15 protein-coding genes and 1 pseudogene are annotated in these 15,283 nt (G+C 60.7%); 4 read left to right on the top strand and 12 right to left on the bottom strand.

The window, feature by feature from the left end:
- Window positions 1-4: 4 nt before the first annotated feature.
- A complete protein-coding gene (gene exbB / locus C4J85_RS26685) occupies window positions 5-973 on the bottom strand; it encodes a tonB-system energizer ExbB (RefSeq protein WP_124411083.1) in 969 nt (322 codons plus the stop codon).
- A gap of 189 nt (window positions 974-1,162) precedes the next feature.
- On the opposite strand from exbB, the gene C4J85_RS26680 reads away from it, so the two are divergent.
- The gene (locus tag C4J85_RS26680) at window positions 1,163-2,014 is read left to right on the top strand and encodes an SDR family oxidoreductase (RefSeq protein ID WP_124411082.1); all 852 of its coding nucleotides are present in this window, start codon (window positions 1,163-1,165) and stop codon (window positions 2,012-2,014) included.
- A 648-nt stretch (window positions 2,015-2,662) separates the two neighbouring features.
- On the opposite strand, the gene C4J85_RS26675 is transcribed toward C4J85_RS26680, so the two are convergent.
- The 6 genes from C4J85_RS26675 to C4J85_RS26650 all read right to left on the bottom strand — a co-directional run bounded on the left by C4J85_RS26675 (window position 2,663) and on the right by C4J85_RS26650 (window position 7,974).
- Entirely contained in the window at window positions 2,663-3,406 is a 744-nt protein-coding gene (locus tag C4J85_RS26675; protein ID WP_124411081.1) for a hypothetical protein, read from the bottom strand.
- Window positions 3,407-3,462: 56 nt separating this feature from the next.
- Window positions 3,463-3,843, bottom strand: coding sequence for a RidA family protein (locus C4J85_RS26670; protein ID WP_003176922.1), 381 nt, complete (start codon window positions 3,841-3,843; stop codon window positions 3,463-3,465).
- 39 nt (window positions 3,844-3,882) lie between these two features.
- Window positions 3,883-5,988: a bifunctional GTP diphosphokinase/guanosine-3',5'-bis pyrophosphate 3'-pyrophosphohydrolase gene (spoT, locus tag C4J85_RS26665; RefSeq protein WP_124364979.1), complete on the bottom strand. Its 2,106-nt coding sequence runs from the start codon at window positions 5,986-5,988 to the stop codon at window positions 3,883-3,885.
- A gap of 60 nt (window positions 5,989-6,048) precedes the next feature.
- A complete protein-coding gene (gene rpoZ, locus C4J85_RS26660; RefSeq protein WP_003176920.1) occupies window positions 6,049-6,312 on the bottom strand; it encodes a DNA-directed RNA polymerase subunit omega in 264 nt (87 codons plus the stop codon).
- A 167-nt stretch (window positions 6,313-6,479) separates the two neighbouring features.
- Entirely contained in the window at window positions 6,480-7,100 is a 621-nt protein-coding gene (gene gmk, locus C4J85_RS26655) for a guanylate kinase (RefSeq protein ID WP_003213284.1), read from the bottom strand.
- Between the two features lie 10 nt (window positions 7,101-7,110).
- Window positions 7,111-7,974 (bottom strand): YicC/YloC family endoribonuclease, encoded by an 864-nt coding sequence (locus C4J85_RS26650; RefSeq protein WP_124411080.1) that lies wholly within the window; start codon window positions 7,972-7,974, stop codon window positions 7,111-7,113.
- 184 nt (window positions 7,975-8,158) lie between these two features.
- Here C4J85_RS26650 and rph point away from each other — a divergent pair, with 184 nt between their 5' ends.
- A complete protein-coding gene (gene rph, locus C4J85_RS26645) occupies window positions 8,159-8,881 on the top strand; it encodes a ribonuclease PH (RefSeq protein ID WP_124411079.1) in 723 nt (240 codons plus the stop codon).
- A gap of 22 nt (window positions 8,882-8,903) precedes the next feature.
- A complete protein-coding gene (locus C4J85_RS26640) occupies window positions 8,904-9,275 on the top strand; it encodes a DUF4870 domain-containing protein (RefSeq protein ID WP_124364976.1) in 372 nt (123 codons plus the stop codon).
- A 59-nt stretch (window positions 9,276-9,334) separates the two neighbouring features.
- Here the strand turns inward: C4J85_RS26640 and C4J85_RS26635 are convergent, their stop codons facing one another.
- Window positions 9,335-10,114 (bottom strand): exodeoxyribonuclease III, encoded by a 780-nt coding sequence (locus C4J85_RS26635; RefSeq protein WP_003195493.1) that lies wholly within the window; start codon window positions 10,112-10,114, stop codon window positions 9,335-9,337.
- An 82-nt stretch (window positions 10,115-10,196) separates the two neighbouring features.
- Between C4J85_RS26635 and pyrE the strand changes: the two genes are divergently transcribed.
- Window positions 10,197-10,841, top strand: coding sequence for an orotate phosphoribosyltransferase (gene pyrE / locus C4J85_RS26630; RefSeq protein WP_003195489.1), 645 nt, complete (start codon window positions 10,197-10,199; stop codon window positions 10,839-10,841).
- Window positions 10,842-10,995: 154 nt separating this feature from the next.
- Here pyrE and argB read toward each other — a convergent pair whose 3' ends face one another.
- From argB to coaBC, 4 genes and pseudogenes are all read right to left on the bottom strand, one after another.
- On the bottom strand, window positions 10,996-11,901 hold the full coding sequence (argB, locus tag C4J85_RS26625) for an acetylglutamate kinase (RefSeq protein WP_124372285.1): 906 nt from the start codon (window positions 11,899-11,901) through the stop codon (window positions 10,996-10,998).
- A gap of 19 nt (window positions 11,902-11,920) precedes the next feature.
- Window positions 11,921-13,324: pseudogene (locus C4J85_RS26620) on the bottom strand (phosphomannomutase/phosphoglucomutase); the annotation flags it as partial.
- Between the two features lie 257 nt (window positions 13,325-13,581).
- On the bottom strand, window positions 13,582-14,037 hold the full coding sequence (gene dut / locus C4J85_RS26610) for a dUTP diphosphatase (RefSeq protein WP_124368818.1): 456 nt from the start codon (window positions 14,035-14,037) through the stop codon (window positions 13,582-13,584).
- Between the two features lie 5 nt (window positions 14,038-14,042).
- Window positions 14,043-15,251 (bottom strand): bifunctional phosphopantothenoylcysteine decarboxylase/phosphopantothenate--cysteine ligase CoaBC, encoded by a 1,209-nt coding sequence (coaBC, locus tag C4J85_RS26605; RefSeq protein ID WP_124411078.1) that lies wholly within the window; start codon window positions 15,249-15,251, stop codon window positions 14,043-14,045.
- Between the last annotated feature and the right edge of the window lie 32 nt (window positions 15,252-15,283).

The raw sequence follows: 15,283 nt of genomic DNA, 5'->3' as shown, positions 1-15,283 counted from the left end.
CCGATTACCCCACTTTCACCATGTGCGGTTGCGAGCTGCGCTCGGTAGGCAGGTGATCGAGGTCGCGGCTGACCAACAGCAGGACTTCTGCCGACGCGTCCGATACCTGGGCCTTGTAGCCGGCGATCGAACGGGCGAAGACGTTGTAGATCACCACCGCTGGGATCGCGGCAACCAGGCCCAGGGCCGTAGCCAGCAGGGCTTCGGCGATGCCGGGAGCAACCACGGCGAGGTTGGTGGTCTGGGTTTTGGCGATGCCGATGAAGCTGTTCATGATGCCCCACACGGTACCGAACAGGCCGACGAAGGGGGCGGTGGAACCGATGGTCGCCAGCACGCCGGTGCCGCTGCTCATGTTACGACCACAGGCCGCAACCAGGCGCTCCAGGCGGAAAGCTACACGTTCCTTGATGCCTTCTTTTTCGCGGGTGTTGGCCGACAGGCGCATTTCTTCCAACGCATCGTGCACCAGTGTGTTGGCCAGTGTGCCCTTCTTGGTTGCCGTCTCGCTGGCTTCCTTGAGGGTGGCGGCCTTTTTCAAGTGGACGATTTCAGTGCGCAGACGACGCTTGGCGCCCAGCAGCTCGAAGCCTTTGGCGATCCAGATGGTCCAGGTAATGATGGAGGCGATAGCCAGGCCGATCATCACGGCTTTCACCACCACGTCGGCGTTCTGGTACATGCCCCACGGGGACAGGTCATGGGCCATGCCCAGGGTGTTGTCTTCTTCCAGCACTACCCCAGTGCCGTCGGCAGGAGCTGCAGCCTGGGCCGGGTCGGTTGGCGCGGCGGCAGGGGCAGCCGGGGTGGCGGTATTCTGCTCGGCAGCGGCCGGTGTGGCCGGTGCGGTGGCATCAGCGAAGGCGGCGGTCGGCGCCAGCAGTACGCTGAACAGCATCGCAGCAATCGCACGCCAGGCGCGGGATGGGCTGTGAGGCTTGGTTGGCGAAGCGGGGTTTGTATGACGTGTCATGCTGGCCGGACCTGAGAGAAAATAATGGGTGATCGTCCTGCCAGACCCCTGTGGGTCGAGGACAAATGGGTGGTTATTATTGCAAGTAATTCTTGTTAACTAAAGTGGCACTGTTACTTTATTTCGCTTTTTACTGGCCGTTGATCCTCTCGCGCGGCTAATCTGCGCCTTTGAGAATGGAGTTTTATGATGTCTGCGCCTTCTGTTGTGATTGCCGGTTGCGGCGATGTGGGTAGTCGGCTGGCTAGCCAATTGCTGGCCGCAGGCTGGGAGGTGCATGGCCTGCGCCGCGATATTTCGCGCCTTCCCGCCGGCGTGATCGGCATCGCCGGTGATCTGTTCGATAAAGCCTGTCCCGACACTTGGCCGATCGGCGGAGTGGATTACCTGGTGTACTGCGCTGCGGCCACCGACCACGATGAGGCCGGTTACCGCGCTGCCTACGTGCAAGGGTTGCAGCATGTGCTGGAGTGGCTGGGCGATTACGGCCAGGCGCCCAGGCATTTGCTGTTTGTGTCCAGCAGCAGCGTATATGGGCAGCAGAATGGCGAGTGGGTCGACGAAACCTCTGAAACACAGGCGAAGGGTTATTCCGGCCAAGTCATGCTCGAAGCCGAGCAAGTGGCACTCAATGGTGGCATCCCCGCGAGCGTCGTGCGGCTGACCGGCATTTATGGCCCGGGCCGCGAGTGGCTGCTGACACAGGTTCGGCAGGGTTATCGCGTAGCCGTCGACCCGCCTTTATATGGCAACCGGATTCACGCCGATGACGCGGCGGGCTTGTTGGCGTTTTTGTTGCGGTATGTGGAGCAGGGCGGTTCGCTGGACAAGGTTTATATCGGGGTCGACGATGCGCCGGCGCCATTGGCCGAGGTGGTGGGTTGGTTGCGCGAGTATCTGGGCGTGACGGAGTGGTCCCAGGACGCCAGTGTGCGGCGTGCGGGCAGCAAGCAGTGCAGCAATGCGCGCATCAAGGCGCTGGGCTGGAAGCCGACGTATCCGACTTATCGCGAAGGCTATGCAGCCATTTTGAAAGGTTGAACGACGGACAAAATGTGGGAGGGGGCTTGCCCCCGATAACCATAGGTATCTACACAATTTTGTAGCACCCTACGGTAACCACGATGCGAAGCGAGCCGCTCTTGATCTTGCTTTTGATCTAGGCGCCCCGTTAAACCACGCTGGCCGGAATTCGACAGTGATTTGGGGGGTAAACCGGCAGGGATGCCGGTTTAGCCGCCCCGCGCCATGGATGGCGCGTGGCGGCGGCCCCCCAAATCACTGTCGGATTACGGGCACACCGAGCCTAGGCGAGGTGCCGAGTGGTGGGGCAAGAGCGTTTTGCTTACTTTTGCGCTTTTCAAAAGTGAGCCGCCGTAAGGGCGGAACCCTAAGCCGCCGTTACCGCAGCAACGGATATGTACTCGCCTTGATCCAACATCCTGGTCGGCTGTCAGGCCGCCATCGGGGGCAAGCCCCCTCCCACATTTGGATCGCGCGGCATCAGTCAGATAGCTATAGGCCGCCAGGTCGCCACGGGAGCAAGCTCCCTCGCCACAGGTTCAGGGCTACGCCAAAGTTGTGTAGATACCTATGCCCCGACAACGGTGTGTCAGCCAAAGAGAGGTTGACTGAAGAAACGCTATCGGGGGCAAGCCCCCTCCCACATTTGGATCTGTGTCGCAGCGGTTATTGCTTTTCAAGCAACCACTGGCGCTGGCCAGGCGTGAAGGAAGGCACTTCATCGGCTTGCGCAGTGTTGATCGCCTGGAAGATTTCCAGCTGCTTGCCTTTGCGCGCAAAGATCCACGGGTTGCCCACGCCATTCTCCTGCAGCCAGAGGCTGTCGTAGCCGCCGCTCATGGAGGCGCAATCCCCGGCCAGGCACAGCGAATACTGATCAGCGCCAGGCAGGCCGGCGACTTTGCCGTTGGCCTGGAACTGTACCGTGGCGCCATTACCGACACCGTCGGTGATCTTCCAGTCTCCGCCCAGGTACGCCGCATAAAGCGCCCGCTCGAAGTTGGCGCCCAGTGGCGCGCCCTCCGGAGCCGGGTCCTTGGAGCGCGTGAACAGTTGCTCAGGCTCGTTGTCGTTGGCCACCTGCAGCAGCTTTTTGCCTCTACGCTTGAGTTCGGTGGCAGAGCTGCCGTAGAAGTCCACGCTCCAGGCGCCGGGCTTTTGCGCCAGCAACTTGCCTTCCGCCACTTCAAAACCGTTGTAGTAACGTGCCTGCAAGGCCTTGGTGTTGACCTCCCATTCGAGGTTCGGGCCAAAGGTCTGCAAGGCTTCACGCAAAGGGCCGCCCTTGGCTGCCGCATCGATGGCGGCCTGGTTGATCCAGGTACCGCTCACATCCAGATTGGCAGGGTTGCTGGCACAGCCGCCGAGCAGCAAGGCGAGCAACGAAGAGGCAATAAGCGCTTTGCGCATGACTAAATCCTTCTGAAACAAAGTCGGCGCAGCGGTTGAGGCTGCGCCGGGTGCTTTTACTCGATGACCAGAATCGCGTCCATTTCAACCTGCGCGCCCTTTGGCAGGGCAGCGACGCCGATGGCGGCGCGGGCTGGGTACGGCTGTTCGAAGTACTTGCCCATGATCTCGTTGACCTTGGCGAAGTGGCTCAGGTCGGTGAGGAAGATGTTCAGCTTGACGATGTCTTTGAACGAACCGCCAGCCGCTTCAGCCACGGACTTGAGGTTTTCGAAGACCTGTACGGTCTGTGCTTCAAAGCCTTCCACCAGTTCCATGGTCTTTGGGTCCAGCGGGATCTGGCCGGACATGTAGACGGTATTGCCCGCCTTGATCGCCTGGGAATACGTACCGATGGCGGCCGGGGCTTTGTCGCTGGTGATTACTGTCTTGGTCATGAATGACTCCTCGTAATAGGCGATGGCTTGTTTGAAGAACTACGCACGCATGCGGGTGATGCGAATCACCCCGGTCAAGGCACGCAGTTTCTTGATCACGCGGGCCAGGTGCACGCGGTCGTGCACGCTGACCACCAGCTGGACCACGCTGATGCGCCCATCGCGTTCGTCCATGCTGATTTTCTCGATATTGCCGTCGGCCGCGTTGACGCTGCTGGCCAGCAGCGCGATCAAGCCACGCTGGTGCTCCAGCTCCACGCGCAGCTCGACATTGAATTCGCCGGTGACATCCTTGGCCCACGAAAGCTGGATGCATTTTTCCGGGTTGTGCCGGATTTCGCTGATATTGCGGCAGTTGTCCAGGTGCACCACCATGCCTTTGCCCGCCGACAGGTGGCCGACAATCGGGTCGCCCGGGATCGGAGTGCAGCATTTGGCATAGCTGAGCACCAGGCCCTCGGTGCCGCGAATCGCCAGCGGGCCTTCGGGGCTCGGCAGCTGTTCGCCTTCGCCGAGCAGGCGGCGTGCAACCACGTAGGCCATGCGGTTGCCCAGGCCGATGTCTTCGAGCAGGTCCTCGATGGTTTCCTGGCGGTACTCGTGAAGCATCGCTTGCACGCGCTCCTGCGGGACCTTGTCCAAGGCGCTGTCAAAACCGTTGAGCACCTTGTTCAGCAGGCGTTCGCCCAGGCTGATCGATTCGGAACGCCGCTGCAGTTTCAAAGCGTGGCGGATATGCGTACGCGCCTTGCCGGTCACGACGAAGTTGAGCCAGGCTGGATTCGGCCGCGCGCCTGGGGCACTGACGATCTCCACCGTGGAACCGCTTTGCAGCGGTTCGGACAGCGGCGCGAGACGACGATTGATCCGACAGGCGATGCAGCTGTTGCCCACATCGGTATGCACGGCGTAGGCAAAGTCGACCGCCGTGGAGCCTTTGGGCAGCTCCATGATCCGGCCTTTGGGCGTGAACACGTAGACCTCGTCCGGGAACAGGTCGATCTTCACGCTTTCGATGAACTCCAGGGAGTTGCCGGCACGTTGCTGCATCTCCAGCACGCCCTTGACCCACTGGCGGGCACGGGCATGGGTGCCTTTGGGCTGCTCATCGCCGCTGGATTTGTACAGCCAATGGGCAGCGATGCCGTTGTTGGCCATCTCTTCCATTTCGCGGGTGCGGATCTGGATCTCGATCGGCACGCCGTGCATACCGAACAGCGTGGTATGCAGCGACTGGTAGCCGTTGGCCTTGGGAATCGCGATGTAGTCCTTGAAGCGCCCCGGCAGCGGTTTGTACAAATTATGTACAGCGCCCAGTACGCGGTAGCAGGTGTCGACCTTGTCGACGATGATCCGGAACGCATACACGTCCATGATCTCGTTGAAGGCCCGACGCTTGCCGCGCATCTTCTTGTAGATGCCGTAGATGTGTTTCTGCCGTCCGCTGACTTCGCCTTCGATCTCGTCGATCGCCAGGCAATGGCTCAGGGACTCTTCGATCTTGTTAACGATTTCCTTGCGGTTGCCCCGGGCGCGCTTGACCGCCTGGTAGATGCGCGCAGAGCGCATCGGGTGCATGGCCTTGAAACCGAGGTCTTCGAACTCGATACGAATGGCGTGCATGCCCAGCCGGTTGGCGATGGGCGCATAGATTTCCAGGGTTTCCTTGGCGATTCGCCGGCGTTTTTCGCCGGAGAGCACTTCCAGCGTGCGCATGTTGTGCAGCCGGTCGGCCAGCTTGACCAGGATCACGCGGATATCGCGGGCCATGGCCATGGCCATCTTCTGGAAGTTTTCCGCCTGGGCTTCGGCCTTGGTCTCGAAGTTCATCTGGGTCAGTTTGCTGACCCCGTCGACCAGCTCGGCCACGGTTTCGCCAAATTGCGCGCTGAGCGCTTCCTTGGCGATGCCGGTGTCTTCGATCACGTCATGCAGCATCGCGGCCATCAAACTCTGATGGTCCATGTGCATGTCGGCAAGAATGTTTGCCACGGCAAGAGGATGGGTGACATACGCTTCGCCACTACGACGGCGTTGGCCATCGTGAGCTTGTTCGGCGTAGAAATACGCTCGGCGGACCAGGTTGACCTGGTCGGGGCCGAGGTAGGCCGATAAGCGATCGGCGAGGGCGTCTATGCTCGGCAAAGTGTGAACTCCTGCCGAAGGCTGTGACCCCGCGCCGTGCTACGTCGACCAGGCATAGGCTTAGACGGCCTCGTTGGACTCGTCCTCGAACGCTGCGAACAGCGGTTCGTCTTCAACGATTTCAGCGTTGGCGATGAACTCATAGCTCATCAGGCCTTCTGCGATTTCACGCAGGGCTACAACGGTAGGCTTGTCGTTTTCCCACTGGACCAGGGGCTCTTTGCCGCCAGTGGCCAGTTGACGGGCACGCTTGGTAGAGAGCATGACCAGCTCAAAGCGGTTATCCACGTGTTCTAGGCAGTCTTCAACGGTTACGCGGGCCATGGTATTCCTCGGAGCGAATGCAAGATGCGCGCTGCCCGGTTGGGCGAGCGGACTGAGCAGTTTAAAAAATCACCAGCGTTTAGGGAAGCGCTGATTTTTCGCAGACCCTCGCAAAACCGCTGCAAGTGCCAATGTAAAGCCCTTGCAGCGGTTTTGGGAAGGGCCAATCAGCCGAGCAGTTCGGCGAGTAATTTGCCGAAACGCTGCTGTTGACGCTTTTGCTGCAGCTGGTTGGCGCGGAAAATCGCCTTTAAATCATCCAGCGCGTGGGCAAAATCGTCGTTGATGATCAGGTAGTCGTAGTCGACGTAGTGGCTCATTTCGCTGACGGCTTCGCGCATGCGGCCCTCGATGATCTCGTCGCTGTCCTGGCCGCGGTTGGTCAGGCGCTGGTGCAGGGCTTCAAGCGAGGGCGGCAGGATGAAGATCGAGCGCGCCTTGGGCATCAGCTGGCGCACTTGTTCGGCGCCCTGCCAGTCGATTTCCAGAATCAGGTCATGGCCTTCATCCAGTGTCTGCTGCAGATGGCTTTGCGAGGTGCCATAGAGGTTGCCGAACACTTCGGCGCGCTCCAGGAAGTCACCGTGCTCGATCATCTTGACGAACTCGGTACGCTCGACGAAGTGATAGTGCACGCCGTTCACTTCACCCGGGCGCATGGCGCGCGTGGTGTGGGAAACCGAGATGCGGATCTGCTCGTCAGCGTCGGTCAGGGCCTTGACCAGGCTGCTCTTGCCCGCGCCCGAAGGGGCGGAAATGATGTAAAGGGTGCCGGTGCTGTGGGTCATGGAGGGTGCCTTACTCAATATTCTGTACTTGTTCGCGCATTTGCTCGATCAACACTTTGAGGTTGACCGCAGCCGTGGTGCTGCGCGGATCGAACGCTTTGGAGCCCAGTGTATTGGCTTCGCGGTTGAGTTCCTGCATCAGGAAGTCCAGGCGCCGACCGGCGGCACCACCGGACTGGAGCACCCGGCGCACTTCGAGGATGTGGGTGCTCAGGCGATCGAGCTCTTCGGCGACGTCACTCTTTTGTGCCAGCAGGACCATTTCCTGCTCCAGGCGCACCGGGTCGAGGTCGGCCTTCATGTCGGCGAAGCGGTCCAGGACCTTCTGGCGCTGGGTGGCGAGCATCTGCGGCACCAGCTCACGCAGGGTGACGACGTCTTCTTCGATTGAGCTCAAGCGCTCGCTGATCAACCGCGCCAGCTCGGCGCCTTCACGCTCGCGGCCGGCCTTGAGTTCCTTGAGGCCCAGGTTGAACAGGGCCAGGGCCTCGGCGTTGAGGGCTTGCGGGTCGGTGGCGTCGGCCACCAGCACGCCGGGCCAGGCCAGCACTTCCAGGGGGTTCAGCGCGGCCGGCTGCTTGATCAGGCTGGCGATGGTTTCAGCGGCAGCCACCAGTTGCGCGGCGCGGTCGCGGTCGACCTGCAAGGGTTTGCCGGTGGTTTCTTCGGTAAAGCGCAGGGTGCATTCCAGCTTGCCGCGGGAAATGCCCTGGCGCAGCGCTTCACGCACGGCGCCCTCGAGGTCGCGGAACGACTCCGGCAGGCGCAGATGCGGCTCCAGGTAGCGGCTGTTGACCGAGCGCAGTTCCCAGCTCAGGGTGCCTTGTGTGCCGGCTTTTTCGACGCGGGCGAAGGCGGTCATGCTGTGCACCATGGAGGTACCTCGCGTTACAGTCCCGCAAACACGGGCTGGTGGTTAAGAAGGCGCAGGATTGTAGCGCAGTGCGCAGGAGGCGCCCAAACATGCGCATTCGTAACCGGATTTTAAGAAGTGCCCCGAATCGGCTGGCGGCTCTATAATGCTCGGCAGTTTTTCGTCCTCAGTACAGGTATTCCCTATGAAACGTCCAAGTGGTCGCGCTGCCGATCAGCTCCGCTCGATCCGCATCACCCGCAACTACACCAAACACGCCGAGGGGTCCGTACTGGTCGAGTTTGGCGATACCAAGGTCATCTGCACCGTCAGCGTCGAGAACGGCGTGCCGCGCTTCCTCAAAGGCCAGGGCCAGGGTTGGTTGACCGCTGAATACGGCATGCTGCCGCGCGCCACTGGCGAGCGTAACCAGCGTGAGGCCAGCCGTGGCAAGCAGGGCGGACGTACCCTGGAAATCCAGCGCCTGATCGGCCGTTCCCTGCGCGCAGCCCTGGACATGACCAAGCTGGGCGACGTGACCCTGTACGTCGATTGCGACGTGATCCAGGCCGACGGCGGCACCCGCACCGCCTCGATCACCGGCGCCATGGTGGCCCTGGTTGACGCATTGAAAGTGATCAAGAAGCGTGGCGGCCTCAAAGGCGGCGACCCGCTCAAGCAAATGATCGCCGCCGTCTCGGTCGGCATGTACCAGGGCGAGCCGGTGTTGGACCTGGACTACCTGGAAGACTCGGCCGCCGAGACTGACCTGAACGTGGTCATGACCAGCACCGGTGGTTTCATCGAAGTGCAGGGCACCGCCGAAGGCGCGCCATTCCAGCCGGCCGAGCTGAACGCCATGCTGGCCCTGGCGCAGAAAGGCATGACCGAAATTTTCGAACTGCAGAACGCCGCACTGGCTGACTGAGCCGGTCTCAAGGAGAAACGCCATGAATGACAACAGCCAAATGCCGGTGCCTGCGCCTTCCTACGAAGTGCGGCAGGGGGCAATGTTGTGCCATCTCGCGGCGTTTCTGGGATTCGTGTTCCCCTTCGGCAGCGTTGTGGGGCCACTGATCCTGTGGCAGATGAAGAAGGAGCAGGATGCGTTTATTGATGATCAGGGCAAGGAAGCCCTGAATTTCCAGATCACCGTCGCCATCGCCTGGATCGCTTGCATCGTGCTGGCCTTCGCAGTGATTGGTTTCTTCCTGATGATTGCCCTGGCGATTGCCACGGTGGTGCTGACCATCATCGGCAGTATCAAGGCCAACAAGGGGATCGCCTATCGCTATCCTCTGACCTGGCGTCTGGTCAAATAATCGCCATCCACAAAAAAACCGACATCGCTGTCGGTTTTTTTTGTGCCTGGAAAAAGACCTCAAATGGTCAAGGTCCAGTCGTAGTCCACGATCAGTGGCGCGTGCTGCGAGAAGCGCGGCTGGCGCGGCAAGCGGGCACTGCGTACGAACCGGCGCAGACCCGGGGTCAGCAGCTGGTAGTCGAAACGCCAACCCAGGTTGAGCATTTCAGCCTGTTCGTTATCCGGCCACCAGCTGTACTGGTCGCCTTCGCGGCTGACTTCGCGCAGGGCGTCGACATAGCCCATGTTGCCGACAATCTCGTCCATCCAGGCCCGTTCCGGCGCCAGGAAACCCGGGGATTGCTGGCTGTCGCGCCAGTTCTTGATATCCAGCTTCTGTTGCGCCACGTACAGCGAGCCACAATAAATGTACTCGCGACGTTTGCGTCGCTGTTTATCCAGATAACGGGCGAAATCGTCCATTAGCTTGAATTTCTGGTTCAAGTCTTCATCGCCGTTCTGCCCCGAAGGAAGCAGCAAGGTCGCGATGCTGACCTTGTCGAAATCGGCTTGCAGGTAGCGCCCGTAGCGGTCGGCTGTCTCGAAGCCGAGGCCGCTGATGACCGCCTTGGGTTGCAACCGCGAGTACAAAGCCACGCCACCTTGGGTGGGCACTTCGGCATCGCAGGCATAAAGGAAGTAGCCATCCAGTTGGAAGGCTGGGTCGTCCAGTTCAAAGGCGGAGGCGCGGGTGTCCTGCAGGCAGATGACGTCGGCATTCTGTGCTTGCAGCCAACTGAGCAAACCACGCTCGACTGCAGCCTGAATACCATTAACGTTCACACTGATGATCCGCATAAATGGCCCCAAAAATCGCGTGCGTGTATGATACACGCCGTCTACCTAATTAGCTAAATCCGTGGTATCTGAGGCTTTTTTCATGCAGGCGTATCAACGCGATTTCATTCGTTTTGCCATCGATCGCGGGGTTTTGCGCTTCGGTGAGTTCACCCTCAAGTCCGGGCGCACCAGCCCGTATTTCTTCAATGCAGGCCTGTTCAACTCGGGTTCGGCCCTGGCTCAACTGGGGCGTTTCTACGCGGCGGCCATTGTTGAAAGCGGTATTTCCTTCGACGTACTGTTTGGCCCGGCCTACAAGGGCATTCCCCTGGCTGCGGCTACCGCGGTGGCGCTGGCGGAACATCACGGGCAGGACCTGCCGTGGTGCTTCAACCGCAAGGAAGCCAAGGCCCACGGCGAAGGCGGCAGCCTGGTGGGCGCGCCGCTCACGGGCGATGTGCTGATCATCGATGACGTGATTACCGCCGGCACTGCCATCCGCGAAGTGATGCAGATCATCGCTTCCCAGGACGGCGCCAAGGCCGCGGGTGTGCTGATCGCCCTGAACCGCCAGGAGCGTGGCAACGGCGAGTTGTCGGCGATCCAGGAAGTGGAGCGTGATTTCGGCATTCCGGTGGTGAGCATTGTGTCGTTGAACCAGGTGTTGCAGTTCCTGGAAGATGATCCGCAGCTCAAGCAGCACTTGCCGGCGGTGCGGGCGTATCGCGAGCAGTTTGGCGTCTGATAATCGCTGCACAATAAAATGCCCTACCCTCCTGTAGGAGCGAGCTTGCTCGCGAAAAACTTGAAGGCGCCGCGTTTATCCAGAATAAACGCGTCATCGTTAACGTTCTTCGCGAGCAAGCTCGCTCCTACAGGAGGGTGGGGCTTTTTAGTCTTTAAGAACGCTTGCGATTGCTGATCAACGTACCCACACCGGTATCGGTAAAGATTTCCAGCAGGATTGCATTTGGCACCCGGCCGTCGAGGATCAGCGAGCTGCCGACGCCGCCTTGCACGGCTTCCAGCGCGCAGCGGATTTTCGGCAGCATGCCGCCATAGATGGTGCCATCGGCGATCAGTTCGTCGACTTGTTGCGTAGTCAGGCCGGTCAACACCTTGCCTTGCTTGTCCATCAGGCCGGCGATGTTGGTCAGCAGCATCAGCTTTTCAGCCTTCAGCGCCTCAGCCACTTTGCCTGCCACCAGGTCGGCGTTGATGTTATAGGACTCACCGTTGACGCCCACGCCGATGGGCGCGATCACCGGGATGAAGTCACCCTTGACCAGCAGGTTGAGCAGATCGGTGTTGATGCCGATCACTTCCCCCACCTGGCCGATGTCGATGATTTCCGGCTGGGTCATCTCCGGCGTCTGACGGGTCACGGTCAGTTTTTTCGCGCGGATCAGTTCCGCATCCTTGCCGGTCAGGCCGATGGCGCTGCCGCCGTGGCGGTTGATCAGGTTGACGATGTCTTTGTTGACCTGGCCACCGAGCACCATCTCCACCACGTCCATGGTCTGCGCGTCAGTGACGCGCATGCCATCGATGAAGTGACTCTCGATCGACAAGCGCTTGAGCAGATCGCCGATTTGCGGTCCACCACCGTGGACGACAACCGGGTTGATCCCCACGGCTTTCATCATCACGATGTCGCGGGCAAAGCCGGTTTTCAGCTCGTCGCTTTCCATGGCATTGCCGCCGTACTTGATCACCAGCGTCTTGCCGACGTAGCGTCGAATGTAAGGCAACGCTTCGGACAGGACCTTGGCGGTGTTGGCAGCGGCTTCGCGTTCGAGGGTCATTCAGGGCTCCGGTAAAAAATCAGAACGGTAATTGGAGATCAGGGGCAACACGTTTCAACTGGACGTGGAAGACGTCCTTGATGCGCTGCAACTCAGCCTCGGTATCCGCCTCGAAGCGCAGCACCAGCACCGGTGTGGTGTTGGACGCGCGAACCAGGCCCCAGCCTTTGGCGTAATCGACTCGCACACCATCAATGGTGGTCAGGTTGGCGCCTTCACCCCATTGCGCATCGTGCAGTGCGTCAATGATGCTGAATTTGCTCTCCTCGGTCACATGGATATTGATCTCTGGCGTAGAAATATCGTTGGGGAAAGTCTGAAACAGCTCTTGCGCCGTGGATTTTTCCTTGCTGAGGATCTCCAGCAGGCGCGCAGCGCTGTAAATGCCGTCGTCGAAACCGAACCAGCGCTCCTTGAAGAACACGTGACCGCTCATTTCGCCGGCCAGCAAGGCGCCGGTTTCCTTCATTTTCTTTTTGATCAACGAATGTCCGGTCTTCCACATCAGCGGGCGACCGCCGTATTCCTTGATCAGCGGCGTGAGGCGGCGGGTGCACTTAACGTCGAAGATGATTTCGGCGTTGGCATTGCGCGCCACCACGTCACGGGCAAACAGCATCAACAGGCGGTCCGGGTACACGATCTCGCCGGTTTCGGTCACCACCCCTACACGGTCGCCGTCGCCGTCGAAGGCCAGGCCCACGTCGGCGCCCACTTCCTTGACCTTGGCGATCAGGTCCACCAGGTTTTCAGGCTTGCCTGGGTCCGGGTGATGGTTGGGGAAGTTGCCATCGACCTCGCAGAACAGCGGGATCACTTCACAGTTCAGGGCTTCGAGCAATTGCGGTGCGATCACCCCAGCCGCGCCGTTGCCGCAGTCCACCACCACTTTCAGGCGGCGGTCGAGCTTGACGTCGCGGGTGATTTCGTCGGAGTAGCGCTGCAGGATATCGACCTTGGTAATGCTGCCGGTGCCGCTGGTCAGGTCGTTGGTTTTCAGGCGCGTGTGCAGGGCCTGGATCTGTTCGTTGGCGAGGGTGTCGCCGGCGATCACGATCTTGAAACCGTTGTAGTCCGACGGGTTGTGGCTGCCGGTAAGCATGACGCCGGATTTACCGGCCAGCACGTTGGCGGCGTAGTACAACGCAGGCGTGGGCACCAGCCCGACGTCGCTGACATGGCAACCGCTGTCTGCCAGGCCCTGGATCAGTTGCTCCACCAACTCCGGGCCGGACAGGCGGCCGTCACGGCCCACCGAAACATTCGGCTCGCCCTGGGCCAGGCTCTGCGCGCCGATGGCGCGGCCGATCCAGTAGGCGGTTTCGGCGGTCAGGGTTTTGGGCACCACGCCACGAATGTCGTAGGCACGAAAGATGCTGTCGGGAAAAGTCGGGGCTACACGGGCTGCGGTACTCATCGCGGGAAGAACTCCATCTGAAAGGGGGCAAGGCTGGCCTGGTGTGGCTGGCCGGCAGGCTCAAACTGAAGGGTATGACGGCGTTTTCGGCAGAGAGTTCGTGGTGTAAAAGTGCCATCGGAGCTTCGGCGGCGTGCTTATTTGTACGTAATCATTTGATTTTATTGTAGAAAAATCGCTGATGCCGTGTGCGTATTCTTCATCCTGAAAAGCCGGGCGGTGGCGTCTGGCCGAACAATCGCATCCGGCCAGGTTCAGCTTAGTCAGTGGCTGCCGGAATGCCCGAAACCGCCGGCGCCGCGCTGGGTTTCGTCGAATTCCTGCACCAGTTCGAAATGAGCCTGTACCACCGGCACCAGCACCAGTTGGGCAATACGCTCGCCGACAGCAATGTTGAACGCGGTCTGGCCGCGGTTCCAGCACGACACCATCAACTCGCCCTGGTAGTCGGAGTCGATCAGGCCCACCAGATTGCCCAGCACGATGCCGTGTTTGTGGCCCAGGCCGGAGCGCGGCAGGATCAGGGCTGCCAGGCCTGGGTCGCCGACGTAGATCGACAGGCCGGTGGGGATCAGAAGGGTCTGGCCCGGCTCGAGGACAGTGTCTTGCTTGAGCATGGCGCGCAGGTCCAGGCCAGCGGAGCCTGGGGTAGCGTAGGCCGGCAGTGGAAATTCGCTACCGATGCGGGGGTCGAGGATCTTGGCTTGCAAAGCGTGCATGGACATTAAACCTGGTTCAGCCGTTGGGCGATAAAAGAGATCAGTTGGCGGGCAATCTTGCCCTTGCTGGTCTGGGCGAAAACGGTGGCGTGCAACTCGCGGTCGATCACGCTGATGGCATTTTCCTCGCTGTTGAAGCCGATGCTCGGGTTGGCGACATCATTGGCAACGATCAGATCAAGGTTTTTGTCTTTCAATTTGCGTGCGGCGTAGTCCAGCAAATGTTCGGTCTCGGCGGCGAAGCCGACGCTGAACGGACGATCCGGACGGGTAGCGATGGTGGCCAGGATGTCCGGGTTGCGCACCATTTGCAGGAGCAGGCCATCACCGCTTGTAGGGTCTTTCTTGAGCTTTTGCGGCGCAACGACTTCCGGTCGGTAGTCTGCAACCGCTGCCGAGGCGATGAACAGGTCGCACGGAATGGCAGCCTCACAGGCCGCCAGCATGTCCCGGGCGCTGACTACGTCGATTCGCGTCACCCGATCAGGTGTCGGCAGATGCACCGGGCCGGTGATCAGGGTGACACGTGCGCCTGCCTCAACCGCAGCTTCAGCCAGGGCAAAGCCCATTTTTCCTGAGCTATGGTTGGTGATGTAGCGCACCGGGTCGATGTTTTCCTGGGTCGGGCCAGCGGTGATCAGTACATGTTTGCCGGTCAGGGCCAGGTGCTGGAAGCACTCGGCAGCGCACAGCGCCAGGTCGGTGGCCTCGAGCATGCGGCCCATGCCGACGTCGCCGCAGGCCTGGCTGCCGGACGCCGGGCCGAAGACCTTGAGGCCACGGTTTTGCAAAAGCTGGGTGTTGGCCTGGGTGGCCGGGTCGCGCCACATGGCCTGGTTCATCGCCGGGGCGATGGCGACGGTGGCGTCGGTGGCCAGTACCAGGGTGGTCAGCAGGTCATCGGCGATGCCCTGGGCCAGGCGCGCGATCAGGTCGGCGGTGGCCGGGGCGATCAGTACAAGGTCGGCCCATTTGGCCAGTTCGATATGGCCCATGGCGGCTTCGGCCGCCGGGTCCAGCAGGTCCAGGTGAACCGGGTGGCCGGACAAGGCCTGCATGGTCAGCGGGGTGATGAACTCACTGCCACCACGGGTCATGACCACGCGCACTTCGGCGCCTTGGTCCAGGAGCCTGCGAACCAGCTCTGCGCTCTTGTAGGCGGCAATGCCGCCGCCGACGCCGAGAACGATGCGTTTCCGATACAGACGCTGCATTGGTTTGCCTTTCCAGTTCAGTGAAGCCAGTT

This window comes from Pseudomonas sp. R4-34-07 (assembly GCF_003852375.1).
In the GTDB taxonomy this organism is placed as follows: Bacteria; Pseudomonadota; Gammaproteobacteria; order Pseudomonadales; family Pseudomonadaceae; genus Aquipseudomonas.
Note: the sequence above shows the minus strand (reverse complement) of the source record. Positions and strands in the feature narration are given on the sequence as shown.

Bases quoted from the DNA above. Each gene is read 5' to 3' on its own strand.
- exbB (WP_124411083.1), bottom strand. From the start codon at position 973: ATGACACGTCATACAAACCCCGCTTCGCCAACCAAGCCTCACAGCCCA.
- C4J85_RS26680 (WP_124411082.1), top strand. From the start codon at position 1,163: ATGTCTGCGCCTTCTGTTGTGATTGCCGGTTGCGGCGATGTGGGTAGT.
- C4J85_RS26675 (WP_124411081.1), bottom strand. From the start codon at position 3,406: ATGCGCAAAGCGCTTATTGCCTCTTCGTTGCTCGCCTTGCTGCTCGGC.
- C4J85_RS26670 (WP_003176922.1), bottom strand. From the start codon at position 3,843: ATGACCAAGACAGTAATCACCAGCGACAAAGCCCCGGCCGCCATCGGT.
- rpoZ (WP_003176920.1), bottom strand. From the start codon at position 6,312: ATGGCCCGCGTAACCGTTGAAGACTGCCTAGAACACGTGGATAACCGC.
- gmk (WP_003213284.1), bottom strand. From the start codon at position 7,100: ATGACCCACAGCACCGGCACCCTTTACATCATTTCCGCCCCTTCGGGC.
- C4J85_RS26650 (WP_124411080.1), bottom strand. From the start codon at position 7,974: ATGGTGCACAGCATGACCGCCTTCGCCCGCGTCGAAAAAGCCGGCACA.
- rph (WP_124411079.1), top strand. From the start codon at position 8,159: ATGAAACGTCCAAGTGGTCGCGCTGCCGATCAGCTCCGCTCGATCCGC.
- C4J85_RS26640 (WP_124364976.1), top strand. From the start codon at position 8,904: ATGAATGACAACAGCCAAATGCCGGTGCCTGCGCCTTCCTACGAAGTG.
- C4J85_RS26635 (WP_003195493.1), bottom strand. From the start codon at position 10,114: ATGCGGATCATCAGTGTGAACGTTAATGGTATTCAGGCTGCAGTCGAG.
- pyrE (WP_003195489.1), top strand. From the start codon at position 10,197: ATGCAGGCGTATCAACGCGATTTCATTCGTTTTGCCATCGATCGCGGG.
- argB (WP_124372285.1), bottom strand. From the start codon at position 11,901: ATGACCCTCGAACGCGAAGCCGCTGCCAACACCGCCAAGGTCCTGTCC.
- dut (WP_124368818.1), bottom strand. From the start codon at position 14,037: ATGCACGCTTTGCAAGCCAAGATCCTCGACCCCCGCATCGGTAGCGAA.
- coaBC (WP_124411078.1), bottom strand. From the start codon at position 15,251: ATGCAGCGTCTGTATCGGAAACGCATCGTTCTCGGCGTCGGCGGCGGC.